This is a genomic window from Pseudomonas sp. Leaf129 (genome assembly GCF_001423465.1).
In the GTDB taxonomy this organism is placed as follows: Bacteria; Pseudomonadota; Gammaproteobacteria; order Pseudomonadales; family Pseudomonadaceae; genus Aquipseudomonas; species Aquipseudomonas coleopterorum.
Genome location: NZ_LMOC01000006.1, coordinates 99,292 through 111,698 on the forward strand (window position 1 = coordinate 99,292; position 12,407 = coordinate 111,698).

At 62.9% G+C, this 12,407-nt stretch carries 15 protein-coding genes; all 15 read right to left on the reverse strand.

Features of this window, described 5'->3' with window-relative positions; translation table 11 throughout:
• Nucleotides 1-80: 80 nt before the first annotated feature.
• On the reverse strand, nt 81-1,217 hold the full coding sequence (flhB, locus tag ASF66_RS08580; RefSeq protein WP_056843537.1) for a flagellar biosynthesis protein FlhB: 1,137 nt from the start codon (nt 1,215-1,217) through the stop codon (nt 81-83).
• 3 nt (nt 1,218-1,220) lie between these two features.
• Entirely contained in the window at nt 1,221-2,006 is a 786-nt protein-coding gene (gene fliR, locus ASF66_RS08585) for a flagellar biosynthetic protein FliR (protein ID WP_049858785.1), read from the reverse strand.
• Nucleotides 2,006-2,275 (reverse strand): flagellar biosynthesis protein FliQ, encoded by a 270-nt coding sequence (gene fliQ, locus ASF66_RS08590; RefSeq protein WP_043186065.1) that lies wholly within the window; start codon nt 2,273-2,275, stop codon nt 2,006-2,008. Before fliQ ends, fliR begins: the two co-directional genes overlap by 1 nt.
• A 138-nt stretch (nt 2,276-2,413) precedes the next feature.
• A complete protein-coding gene (gene fliP / locus ASF66_RS08595; RefSeq protein WP_056843538.1) occupies nt 2,414-3,166 on the reverse strand; it encodes a flagellar type III secretion system pore protein FliP in 753 nt (250 codons plus the stop codon).
• Nucleotides 3,166-3,609, reverse strand: a complete 444-nt coding sequence (fliO, locus tag ASF66_RS08600) for a flagellar biosynthetic protein FliO (protein ID WP_056843539.1) — start codon at nt 3,607-3,609, stop codon at nt 3,166-3,168. The genes fliP and fliO overlap by 1 nt, the downstream gene beginning before the upstream one ends.
• Entirely contained in the window at nt 3,609-4,079 is a 471-nt protein-coding gene (gene fliN / locus ASF66_RS08605) for a flagellar motor switch protein FliN (protein ID WP_049858788.1), read from the reverse strand. Before fliN ends, fliO begins: the two co-directional genes overlap by 1 nt.
• 42 nt (nt 4,080-4,121) lie before the next feature.
• Nucleotides 4,122-5,090: a flagellar motor switch protein FliM gene (gene fliM, locus ASF66_RS08610; RefSeq protein ID WP_056843540.1), complete on the reverse strand. Its 969-nt coding sequence runs from the start codon at nt 5,088-5,090 to the stop codon at nt 4,122-4,124.
• 9 nt (nt 5,091-5,099) lie between these two features.
• Nucleotides 5,100-5,609, reverse strand: coding sequence for a flagellar basal body-associated protein FliL (fliL, locus tag ASF66_RS08615; protein ID WP_056843541.1), 510 nt, complete (start codon nt 5,607-5,609; stop codon nt 5,100-5,102).
• A gap of 144 nt (nt 5,610-5,753) precedes the next feature.
• The gene (locus ASF66_RS08620) at nt 5,754-7,109 is read right to left on the reverse strand and encodes a flagellar hook-length control protein FliK (protein ID WP_056843542.1); all 1,356 of its coding nucleotides are present in this window, start codon (nt 7,107-7,109) and stop codon (nt 5,754-5,756) included.
• 90 nt (nt 7,110-7,199) lie between these two features.
• Nucleotides 7,200-7,493, reverse strand: coding sequence for an Hpt domain-containing protein (locus tag ASF66_RS08625; RefSeq protein ID WP_056843930.1), 294 nt, complete (start codon nt 7,491-7,493; stop codon nt 7,200-7,202).
• 135 nt (nt 7,494-7,628) lie between these two features.
• The gene (locus ASF66_RS08630) at nt 7,629-9,341 is read right to left on the reverse strand and encodes an ATP-binding SpoIIE family protein phosphatase (RefSeq protein WP_056843543.1); all 1,713 of its coding nucleotides are present in this window, start codon (nt 9,339-9,341) and stop codon (nt 7,629-7,631) included.
• Nucleotides 9,338-9,655, reverse strand: a complete 318-nt coding sequence (locus ASF66_RS08635) for an STAS domain-containing protein (RefSeq protein WP_056843544.1) — start codon at nt 9,653-9,655, stop codon at nt 9,338-9,340. The genes ASF66_RS08630 and ASF66_RS08635 overlap by 4 nt, the downstream gene beginning before the upstream one ends.
• An 84-nt stretch (nt 9,656-9,739) precedes the next feature.
• Nucleotides 9,740-10,189, reverse strand: coding sequence for a flagellar export protein FliJ (fliJ, locus tag ASF66_RS08640; RefSeq protein ID WP_049858794.1), 450 nt, complete (start codon nt 10,187-10,189; stop codon nt 9,740-9,742).
• A 6-nt stretch (nt 10,190-10,195) separates the two neighbouring features.
• Nucleotides 10,196-11,554: a flagellar protein export ATPase FliI gene (gene fliI, locus ASF66_RS08645; RefSeq protein WP_049858795.1), complete on the reverse strand. Its 1,359-nt coding sequence runs from the start codon at nt 11,552-11,554 to the stop codon at nt 10,196-10,198.
• Nucleotides 11,544-12,311, reverse strand: a complete 768-nt coding sequence (gene fliH, locus ASF66_RS08650; protein ID WP_056843545.1) for a flagellar assembly protein FliH — start codon at nt 12,309-12,311, stop codon at nt 11,544-11,546. Before fliH ends, fliI begins: the two co-directional genes overlap by 11 nt.
• Between the last annotated feature and the right edge of the window lie 96 nt (nt 12,312-12,407).

Consider the following 12,407-nt stretch of genomic DNA (forward strand, 5'->3'; position numbering starts at 1 on the left):
AATCTTGGAGAGCTGCCGAGACCGGGTAAATCTCTGATATCGGCGGTGCGCCCTTCGCGGGCAGAGGGCCGCGACCCGTTTCAACTGTCGCGCTGCAGATCCGGCGGAATCGGCAGGTCATTCAACGGATCGGGTCGCTTGCCGCGTCCGGCCTGGTACTGGCGAATCTGGTAGACATAGGCGAGCACCTGCGCCACCGCCAGGTACAGCCCGGCCGGGATCTGCTGTTCGATTTCCGTGGAATAGAAGATCGAGCGTGCCAGGGCCGGTGATTCGAGCACCTGGATACGGTGCTCGTTGCCGATCTCGCGAATCTTCAGGGCAATGAAGTCCGAGCCCTTAGCCAGCAGCACCGGCGCATTGCCCTTCTCCGGATCGTACTTGAGCGCCACGGCGTAGTGGGTCGGGTTGGTAATGATCACGTCCGCCTCGGGAATGGCCGTCATCATCCGCCGCTGGGACATCTCGCGCTGCAACTGGCGCACCCGCCCTTTCACCTCGGGACGGCCTTCGGCGTCCTTGTGCTCGTCCTTGACCTCCTGCTTGGTCATCATCAGCTTCTGCTTGCTGCTGTACAGCTGGAACGGCACGTCCACGGCGGCGATCAGCGCCAGCCCGCAGGACATCCACAAGGCGCTCCAGCCGACCAGTTGCACGCTGTGGATGATCGCCATTTCCAGTGGCTCATTGGCGATGGCCAGCAGGTCGGCGCGGTCCTTGGCCAGGACAGCTATGGCAACGATGAGGATGATGGCGAACTTGGCCAGGGCCTTCAGCAACTCGGTCAGCGCATGCATGGAAAACATGCGCTTGAGGCCCGCGGCCGGGTTCATGCGGCTGAACTTGGGTGCCATGGAGCTGGCGGCGAACAGCCACCCGCCCAATGCGACCGGCCCGATCAGGGCTGCGAGCAGCATCGTCACCAGAATCGGCTGGGTGGCCAGGATCGCCACCTTGCCCGACTGCAGCAGAAAGATGCCCATGTAGCGCTCGTCGAGCAGCACCTCGCGGCTCAGGGTGAAGTTGCTGCGCATCAGTTCCAGCAGGCTCTGCGCCAAATGTCCGCCGAACGCCAGCAGCGCGCCGCACCCGGCGACCATCACCGCCAGGGTGTTGAGCTCCTTGGATCGGGCGACCTCGCCTTTTTCGCGCGAGTCTTTCTTGCGCTTGTCCGTGGGGTCTTCTGTCTTGTCGGCACCGCTTTCGCTTTCGGCCATTGCCTACTCCGCTCGCGCCAATTCGCGCAGCCACTGCAAGGCGTTGGTCGCCAGCGGCTGATACTGGTTGAGGATATCGCCCAGGCTGACCCAGAGGATGAACATCCCCAGCACCAGGGTCAGCGGGAAACCGATGGAAAAGATGTTCAATTGCGGCGCGGCACGGGTCATCACGCCGAAGGCGATGTTGACCACCAACAAGGCAGTGATGGCAGGCAGCACCAGCAGCACACCGGCACCCAGCACCCAGCCCATGCGCAGCACCACATCCCAGTAATGCGCGGTCAGCAGGCCGCCGCCGATGGGCAACGTGGTGAAGCTCTCGGTCAGCACCTCGAAGATCACCAGATGGCCGTTCATGGACAGGAACACCAGGGTCACCAGCATGCTGAAGAACTGGCCGACCACCGCCACCGATACGCCGTTGGTGGGGTCGACCATGGACGCAAAGGCCATACCCATCTGGATCGCCAGAATCTGCCCGGCGACCACGAAGGCCTGGAACAGGAACTGCAGCGAGAAGCCGAACAGCGCGCCGATGATGATCTGTTCGGCCACCAGCAGCAGCGCCTGGACACTGATGGCGTCGACCGTCGGCGCGGGCGGCAGCCCCGGTACGATGACCACGGTAATGGCCACGGCGACGTACAGGCGCACCCTCTGCGGCAGCACCTGGGTGCCGAAGATCGGCATGGTCATCAGCATCGCGGCAACCCGGAACAGCGGCAGGATGAAGCTGGCCACCCAGCCACCGATCTGCGCGTCGGTCAGTTGCAGCAGTGGCTGCATCAGCCGATCACCTGCGGGATGTTGGAGTACAGGGTGGTGATGTACTCCATGAAGGTGCGCACCATCCACGGGCCGATGACGATCAGCGTCACCAGCATGACCAGCAGGCGCGGCAGGAAGCTCAGGGTTTGTTCGTTGATCTGCGTGGCAGCCTGGAACATGGCGATGATCAGGCCGACGATCAGGCTCGGCAGCACGAGGATCGCGACCATTACCGTGGTCAGCCACAGCGCTTCGCGAAACAGGTCGACGGCGACTTCTGGGGTCATGGGTTCAGGCTCCTGGGCAAGGCAGATCTGGCTTCTTCGCGGGCAGAGCCCGCTCCCACACGATGGGTAGCGCCGCGACTGATGTGGGAGCGGGCTCTGCCCGCGAAGAAGCCCTCGACAACACAGCACATCGCAAAGTCAGACACCACCGAAACTCCCCGCGAGGGTCCCGATGATCAGCGCCCAGCCATCGACCAGGACAAACAGCATGATCTTGAACGGCAGCGAGATGATCAGCGGCGAGAGCATCATCATACCCATGGCCATCAGCACACTGGCGACCACCAGGTCGATGATCAGGAACGGGATGAAAATCATGAAGCCGATCTGGAACGCCGTCTTCAGCTCCGAGGTGACGAAAGCCGGTACCAGGATGGTCAGCGGCGCCTGGTCGGCACTGGCGATGTCGGTGCGTTTGGACAGCCGCATGAACAGCTCCAGGTCGCTCTGCCGCGTCTGCGCCAGCATGAAGTCCTTGATCGGACCTTCGGCGCGGGCGACCGCGTCCTGGGCGCTGAGCTGTTCGTTCAGGTAGGGCTGCAGGGCCTGCTGGTTCACCTTGTCGAACACCGGCGCCATGATGAACATGGTCAGGAACAGCGCCATGCCGGTCAGCAACTGGTTGGACGGGGTCTGCTGCAGGCCCAGTGCCTGGCGCAGGATGGAAAAGACGATGATGATGCGGGTGAAACTGGTCATCAGCATGACGAACGCCGGAATGAAACTCAGCGCGGTCATGATCAGCAGGATCTGCAGGTTGACCGAATACTCCTGCTGGCCGTTGGCGCCGCTGGTCATGGTCAACGCCGGAATCTGCAGCGGATCGGCGGCCAGCGCCAAAGGCGCTGCCAACATCAAGGCCAGGGGCAGGACTACGCGCAACGCAACCATCACTTCTTATCCTTCTGGTCCTTGCCCAGCAGTTCCATCAGGCGCTGGGCGAATTCGGGTGTGGCCTGCGTGGTTCGGTCGGGCGGCATGACCGGCGTGTTCATCACGTGCAGGGCGCTGATGCGACCGGGGCTGACGCCCAACAGGATCTGCTCCTCGCCCACCTGCACCAGCACCAGCCGGTCACGCGGACCCAACGCCTTGGCGCCGATCACGTCGATGACCTGCCCCTGACGCGGTGCGACCTGCTGCACGCGGCGCATCAGCCAGGCCAGACCGAAGATCAAGGCCACCACGGCCAACAGCCCCAGCACCGTCTGGGTCAATTGACCGGCCAGGCCAGTTCCACCCGACGCCACCACCGGCGCCGCAGCCGGCGCCGCTTCGGGCGCCGCCAGAACGACCATGGGCAGGAGCAGCAGAGCCCACAGAAGGCGGCCCATCACCGCAGCTTCTTGATGCGTTCGCTGGGACTGATCACGTCGGTCAGGCGGATGCCGAACTTCTCGTTGACCACCACGACTTCGCCATGAGCGATCAACGTCCCATTGACTAGCACATCCAGCGCTTCGCCCGCCAGCCGGTCGAGCTCGATCACCGAACCTTGGTTGAGCTGGAGCAGGTTGCGGATGCTGATGTCGGTCGCCCCGACTTCCATGGAGATGGTCACCGGAATGTCGAGGATCACATCCAGATTCGGGCCATCGAGGGTGACCGGGCCGTTGCCCGACTTGGGCGAACTGCCGAACTCTTCCATGGGCAGGCGCGAGGAGGCGGAACCGCCACGGGCATCGGCGGCCAGCAGCGCATCGATGTCGTCCTGCCCGGCGTCCCCGGACTCACCCAGTGCAGCGGCCCATTCATCGGCGAGCGCCTGGTCTTCGGCGGAAATTGTTTCATCTTGATCAGCCATCAGTGGTCCTCGACGGGCATCTAAATCATCGGATTGAAGCGATCAGCGACGCTCGATCGGTTCGATTACTTGTAAAGCCAGGTTGCCCTTGTGCGAGCCCAGCTTGGCCTTGAACGAAGGTACGCCATTGGCGCGCAGCACCAGCTCTTCCGGCAGTTCCACCGGAATCACGTCGCCGGGCTGCATGTGCAGGATGTCGCGTAGTTTCAGCTGGCGTCGCGCCACGGTGGCGCTCAACGGCACACTGACGTCCAACACGTCTTCGCGCAGCGCCTTGCTCCAGCGCTCGTCCTGGTCGTCCAGGTCGGACTGGAAGCCGGCATCGAGCATCTCGCGCACCGGCTCGATCATCGAGTACGGCATGGTCACGTGCAGGTCACCGCCACCGCCATCGAGCTCGATGTGGAACGTGGACACCACCACCGCCTCGCTGGGGCCGACGATGTTGGCCATGGCCGGATTGACCTCCGAGTTGATGTACTCGAAGTTGACTTCCATGATCGCCTGCCAGGCCTCCTTCATGTCGAGGAACGCCTGGTCCAGCACCATGCGCACCACGCGCAGCTCGGTCGGGGTGAACTCGCGACCCTCGATCTTGGCGTGGCGACCGTCGCCGCCGAAGAAATTGTCGACCAGCTTGAACACCAGTTTGGCATCGAGAATGAACAGACCGGTGCCACGCAGCGGCTTGATCTTCACCAGGTTGAGGCTGGTGGGGACGTACAGCGAGTGGACGTACTCGCCGAACTTCATCACCTGCACGCCGCCAACCGCCACATCGGCGGAGCGACGCAACAGGTTGAACATGCTGATCCGGGTATAGCGGGCGAAGCGCTCGTTGATCATTTCCAGCGTGGGCATGCGCCCCCGCACGATGCGATCCTGGGTGGTCAGGTCGTAGCTCCTGATGCCTCCGGGTTCGCCATTGCCTTCGGTTTGCACCAGGCCATCGTCGACACCATGCAGCAGCGCATCGATCTCGTCCTGGGACAGCAGGTCCTGCACGGCCATGAGTTGTTCCTACTGCAATACGAAGTTAGTGAAGAGCACCTGGTCGATGACTGGCTTGCCCACTTCTTTCTGCGCCACTTCCTGCACACTTGCGGTCGCTTTCTGGCGCAGCATTTCCTGGCCGATCGGCGTGGTCAGGGTGTCGAACGGTTGCCCGGAGAAGAGCATGACCAGGTTGTTGCGGATCACCGGGGTGTGCACCTTCAAGGCCTCCATGTCGGCCTTGTCGCGCGCCTGCAGGACAATGCTGACCTGCATGTAGCGATCACGGCCGTTCTGCTTGAAGTTGACCACAAAGGCGGGAGTCATCGATTCGTATATTGCCGCAGGCTTGACGTTGGTGGCTGCCGCCGGGGTTTCCGCGGCGGGCGCACTGGCGGATTTGTGCATGAAGTACCAGGTGGCGCCCACCGAAAGGCCGACAGCCAGCAACAGGCCTACGACCACCAGGATGATCAGCTTGAGTTTGCCCTTGCCTTCCTTGGCTGCGGGGTCCTTTGCTTCTTCGGTCTTTGCCATGCCAATAATCCGTCACCATTGAGGGGTAAGCGTACCCATGGCGACGATGGAGCAAGGGTTATGCCAACACTCATCGCGACGCGCCTGTGCGGCGCATCGCCAGGATCGACCGGCTGGATCAGGCGGCTGAATCAGGCGGCTGGATTAGGCATAGTAATCCACCGCACTGCTGCCCAGCACCGTGCTGGAGGTCACGGGCTGGACAGCAGCCACCGCGGACTCGCTTGTGTCGATCGCGTCGCCGCCTGAGCGTTCACCAGTGCTGCGGCGACTCTGCTGGGCCTGCTGCTGCTCGCCCTGAGACTGGCGAGACTGGTCGGATACGTTGACATCCAACTGTCCCATGCCCTGCTGGTTGAACATGTCCTTGAGGCGATGCTGCTGGCTTTCCAGCGCCTCGCGTACGCCGATGTGAGCGCTCGAGAAGGTCACCTGCGTCTGCTGGTCGGGCGTGATGTCGACTCGAATGTCCAGACGTCCCAGCTCTGCGGGTGTCAGCTGGATATCCGCCGACTTGAGGTTCTGGCTCGACAGGTACATGACCCGATTGACCAGGCCTTCGGTCCATCCTGACTGCTGCATGGCCAGGGGCTGGCCCAGCGGACCGGCCAGCGGTGCGGCACCGCCGGCCTTGGCCGGGGCGGCCTGAGTGAGGGCCTGCAGGCGATCGGCGAAACTGTCGATGTGGCTGTCGCTGGCGGCCGCGTCGGGGTCTTTCAAGCCACTGTCGAGCAAACCGGCAAAGCCGGTATCACCGCCCTCGCCCGCTTCACCTGCCTGCTCCTTGCCCATCATCGCCGCCAGACCGTTGACGAAACTGCCCTCCAGACCTCGCTCGCTGGTCGCCGAAGGGTCGGTCGGTGACGTTTGGCTGGCATGTGCGGAGGTGGTGCCATTGTTTTTGGCGGTCTGCTCAAGCGCCAGACGCAGTGCAGGCAGGTCAGCCAGGACGTCCTGGGTCGGATCGAACTCCTCGGACGGGGTATCGGTGTCGCTGTCGGTGAGACTGGCAGCGGTCAACGCCGCAGGCGGAGCCTGGACCAGCGCTGGGTTGCTGACTGGGTCGACAGGGACCGGCGCAGCGGCGGGATCGACCGGTGCAGCCGTCGAGGCGACGGCAGAATCATCCTTGTCGTCGGCAGCGGTGACCTTGTCGTCGTCCTTGTCGGCAACATTGTCGGCCTTGTCGGGCTTGTCGATCTTTTCAGGTTTCTCCGGCTTGTCCGCCTTGGCCACTGGCAACTTCTTGCCGCTATCGGCAACTGTCGAGCTGGGTCCGGCAGCTTTGTTGGCAGGAGTAGCAGCCGTTTCCCGTGCAGCCACGGACGCAGGGTCGGCCTTGGCCTTGACTGTGGTTGCGTGGTTTTGGCGGGCATAGAGATCGGCGAAACGCGGCGACGAATCGGTGTCCGCTGCAGCGGGCTTGGCCGCACCGGTGGCGGAGGCCGCGCGTGCGGCAGCGCCCAGTTGCAGCAGCAGAGGGTTTGAAGCGACAGCCATGAAGATCTCCCCGATACGGTGGCGTTAACGCTGATAGCCTGGGAGAAAGCAAGTATCGGGCCATCGGCAGTCAACGGCCAAAGGTGTCGCTCAGTCATGGAATCGCGCACGCTCTTCGGAGTACAGTTTCAGGACCAGCGCGAACTCGCTGTCGATACGCTGCACGTAGGCATCCACGCCATCCGGCGTGCCCTGACGGCAGTACTGCTCCAATTCGCTGCACAGTTGCGCCAGGCGCATGGCGCCCATGTTGCTGCTGCTGCCCTTGAAACTGTGGGCAGCATGGCCGAGCTCGACCACATCATGGGATCGATGCAATTCGTTCAGGCGCAGTTGCGAGTCACTGAGGAAGGTATCGAGCAACAGAGGGTATTCATCTTCCATGACATCCTCCAGAGCGGCCAGGGCCGTGGGGTCGACATGGGGCTTTTCCGGCTGTTCATGGCTGGGCTTGTGCACCGTCAGCGGTTCGCCAGCTAGATGTTCGATAGTCACTTGTTCGCTCCTTGATCAAGCCAGTTACGCTTGAGACTCCCAGGTAAATTCAACGTGGACACTGCGTCCGTCTTCCGACCACCCCGAACTGCTGCTGAGCTGGCGGACCAGGTTGACCCCGCGCCCCGACAGCCCATGCACGCTCGGCGCTCTGGCCAGCACCTTGGCCGGATCGAAGCCCTTGCCACTGTCTTCGACCACGATGCGCAGCACGCCGCCAACGCCTTGCGGACGTACCTGCAAGTGTAAGCGTATATAGCCGTCTTCCAAAGCGGCCAGACGCTCGTTGCGCAGCGCGTAATACCGGGAGAAACCAGCGGCGTCGCGCTTGAGTGCGGAATCGAGCTCCAGCACGCCATGCTCCAAAGCGTTGGAGTATAGCTCGGCCAACACGCTGTAGAGCTCACCACTCTGCGAGCGCAGGCCGTGAATCTCCTGCAACAGTTGCAGGATGTAAGGCAGCGGATTGAAACGACGCAGGGTGTCGGCACGAAATTCGAACATGGCCGACCAGTCGAGCGGACTGGATTGACCACTGTCGGAATAGATCAGGCTGGCCGGCGGCTGGCGTTGGGCGTCGATCAGGGCCAACTGCACCATGCTCACGTCGTCGCGCGATTCACCGCGAAAATCCTCAAGGGCCTGCAGGATGCCTTCGAACAGTGACTCGGGGTCCTTGTGGGTGTCGAATACCCGTTCGAGCCGTTCCACCCCGAAGGATTCGTCCTGCGCATTGCTCGTTTCGATAACGCCATCGGACAGCAGCAGCACCCGATCACCCGGCGCCAGCGGCCAGACTTCGGTCTGGTCCTCGAAACGGGTAGCTGGCAGTACACCCAGCGGCAGATGCCGCGATACCAGCGCCACGCGCTTCGAGCCGTCCTGGCGGTGCAGATAGCCATCGGGCATGCCGCCGTTCCAGACTTCCACGGTGCAACGCTGAAAGCTCAGGCGCAGCAGGGTGGCGCAGCAGAACATGTCCACCGGCAGGATGCGCTTGAGCTTGGCGTTCATCTCGCGCAGGATTTCGGCCAGCCCGTATCCCTTGGCGGTCATGCCGTAGAACACCTCGGCCAGCGGCATGGCCCCCACCGCTGCCGGTAGTCCATGCCCGGTGAAATCGCCGAGCAGCACATGCATGTCGCCCGACGGTGTATAGGCGGCGAGCAGCAGATCACCGTTGAACAGCGCGTAGGGTGATTGCAGATAACGCACGTTGGGCGCATCGAGACAGCCGGAGTGGGCGATCTGATCGAACACCGCCTTGGCCACGCGCTGCTCGTTGAGCAGGTAATCATGGTGACGGGTGATCAGGTCACGTTGCTCCAGCACCGTGGCCTGCAAGCGGCGCAGGCGATCCATGGCCTTGATCTTGGCGGCCAAAATCACCTGATTGTAGGGTTTGGCCAGAAAGTCGTCGCCACCGGCGTCCAGGCAGCGGACCAGCGCCTGTTCTTCGGTCAACGACGTCAGGAAGATGACCGGCACCAGCGCCTCGCCGGCCAATTGCTTGATCGTGCGCGCCGCCTCGAAGCCGTCCATCACCGGCATCATGGCGTCGAGCAACACCAGCTGCGGTCGTTGCTGGCGAAACAGTTCGATGGCTTCCTGACCGTTGCTGGCGGTGATCACCGCGTGCCCCTGCCGACGCACGATGCTCGACAGCAGCATGCGGTCGGTCATGTTGTCGTCGGCGATCAGAACCGTCAGGGCTTCCTCATTGACGGGCGGTTTCAAGGGATCTTGAACAACTTGTCGAAGTTGGAGATCGCCAGAATCTTGCGCACGTCGGAGGAAATGTTCGACAGCGTGATATCGGCGTGGTCACCACCGGCGTGGTCGCGCAGCAACAGCAACATGCCCAGTGCCGAGCTGTCCATGTAGGTGGTTTCGTTCAGGTCGACGACATAGCGGGTGGACTTGCCCTCGCGCTCGTAGCTCTCACGAAATTGCTGGTGCAGGCTGAAGTCGAATCGACCCTTGACCGCAATCAATGACGTATTGTTTTCGCCATTGAAACTGTGGCTTACCGAACTCTGGGTTACAGCCATGTAGTAATGCTCCTTGGGTGTGCCGTGCAGGCAAGGTTTAACACTGCATGACGGGGCGTTCAACAGGGTACTGACTAAATCTGACTAGAAGCTGTCGTGCCTGGGCAGTCGCTGCGACAACTCGTCAAGCAAGCGCTGCTCACGCTTGTCCTCCAACTGCCGGGCCTCGAGGATATAGCGCTGGACCAGCTTGCGCAGCCCTTCCACACGAGCATAGGCCTGCTGCCAGGTGGCGCGCGCATTGTTCAGGTTGTTCTGGTGCCATGCAAGGCTCTGGCGCTGCTGACCGACGGCCGTTTCGAGCTGGTTGAGAAAGCGCTGGTAGTTCATCAGCCACTGGCCGGACACACCGCGGCTGCCGTTGTTGATCCACTGCTGCTGATAGTCGTTGCGAAAACGCTCGAGCTCCGCCAGCTTGGCTTCGGCCAGGTTCACCTGCCCCTGAAAATGACCCAGGCGCTGGGCAGCCTTGCGCTCGGTGCTTTCGGCCATCTCCACCACGGGAGCCAGGCGCGCTGCGCGACTCATCGCCATCCGCGCTTACCCCGGCGCCACAGGCGTGAACACCGCAGCCAGGCGCTCGGCGCTGGCCTGCAGGCTTTCATTGTCGTTGAGGCCCTGGCGCAGGTAACGCACCAGCTGCGGTTGCAGGGCGATCGCAAGGTCGGTCTCGCGATCACCGCCCGCGACGTAGGCGCCGACGCTGATCAGGTCGCGGCTCTGCTGGTAGCGCGACCACAGTTGCTTGAACTGTTGTGCCTGGCCCAAGTGCTGGGGGCTGACCACGCTGGGCATTACCCGGCTGATCGACGCCTCGATATCGATGGCCGGGTAATGCCCCTCTTCTGCCAGGCGCCGTGACAGCACGATGTGGCCGTCGAGCACGCCTCGCGCCGAGTCGGCGATGGGATCCTGCTGATCGTCGCCTTCGGACAACACGGTATAGAACGCGGTAATCGAGCCACCACCAGCCTCGGCGTTGCCCGCGCGCTCGACCAGCTTGGGCAGCTTGGCGAACACCGAAGGCGGATAGCCCTTGGTCGCCGGCGGCTCGCCGATGGCCAAGGCGATTTCCCGCTGGGCCTGAGCGAAACGGGTCAACGAGTCCATCAGCAGCAGGACGTTCTTGCCTTTGTCGCGAAAATATTCGGCAATGCGCGTGCAGTACATGGCGGCGCGCAGGCGCATCAGTGGCGCTTCGTCAGCCGGTGACGCCACCACCACCGAACGGCGCAGCCCCTCCTCGCCCAACGTGTGTTCGATGAACTCCTTGACCTCGCGGCCCCGCTCGCCGATCAGGCCGACGACGATGATGTCGGCTTCGGTAAATCGCGTCATCATGCCCAGCAGAACACTCTTGCCCACACCGGTACCGGCGAACAGGCCCAGACGCTGGCCACGGCCCACGGTCAGCAAACCGTTGATGCTGCGAATGCCGACATCCAGCGGCTGACTGATGGGGTCACGCTTGAGGGGGTTGATGGTGGGCCCGTCCATCGGCACCCAGTCCTCGGCCTTCATGCCGCCCTTACCGTCCAGTGCTCGGCCGGCGCCGTCGAGGATGCGCCCGAGCATGCTCATGCCCATCGGTAGACGCCCGGTATCGGCCACCGGCACCACCCGCGCGCCGGGCGCGATGCCGCTGACGCTGCCCACGGGCATCAGGTAGATCTTGCTGCCGGAAAAGCCCATGACTTCGGCTTCGACCTGCACCGGCTGGTCGCTGTCGTCGTTGATCACCACGCAGCGGCTGCCCATGGCCGCGCGCAAGCCTTCGGCTTCGAGGGTCAGGCCGACCATGCGCAGCAGGCGACCTTCGACGATGGGCTGGCGCGGCAGGTCGATGGCCGCCTCGTAGCTGCCCAGGCGCTTGCCGAAGCTGGTGCGATCAAGCTTCATCGGGCGCGTCCAGATCGACGGTGATGTCGGCCGGGGCCGGGTGCATGTTCTGCTCGTGCAACTGATCGAACAATTGCGCAATGGCCTGGGTAATGCGCGTCTCCATGCTCGCATCGATGCGGCTGTGTTCGGTTTCGATACGGCAGCCACCGGGCTGTAGCGAGTCGTCTTCCTGGATTCGCCAGTTTTCCTCGTGCTTCTCGCGCAGCGACTTGATCTGCTCGAAGTCCTGAGGGTTGATGAAGATGCGGATATTGTTGGCGCCCATGGGCAGCAACTTCAACGCTTCGCGCAGGACTTTTTCGATCTGGCTGGAATCGGTGAGCAGTTCGCGGCGGATGACCTGGCGGGCAATGTGGCCCACCAGCTCGACCAGTGATTTCTCGATCTGGGTATCTTGATCAGCAATAGGCGTCAGCAGGTGTCCCAACAGCCGGTCGAACTGGGCAAGCTTGCCGGCCAGCGCCGCTTCGGCTTCCTGACGGACCTTGAGCTGGGTGCTGTGAAAGCCTTCCTTTTCACCGGTGGCGAAGCCCTCGTTGTAGGCCTCCTGGCGAATGGCTTCCAGCTCTTCCAGGGTGATGGGCTGCACCTCATCGAGGGGCACCTCTTCGATTTCCTCGACCGACACGGGCTCCGGCACCACCTCTTCGGCAGGCCGCTCGGGATCGAAGCTGGGCAACGCCCACAGGTCGGCACTGCGCGCGTCGACGGCGCGAATCAGTTCACTGACGGGTTCTTGGGTGGGGCGGGACATGGCTTGCGATTCCTGACGCCTGGGTGCGAAGTGGGGTCGCTCGGAGCCGACCACCCCAGGGCAGCCGGCCTCCACGACAGAGGTCTGGGGGTGGGA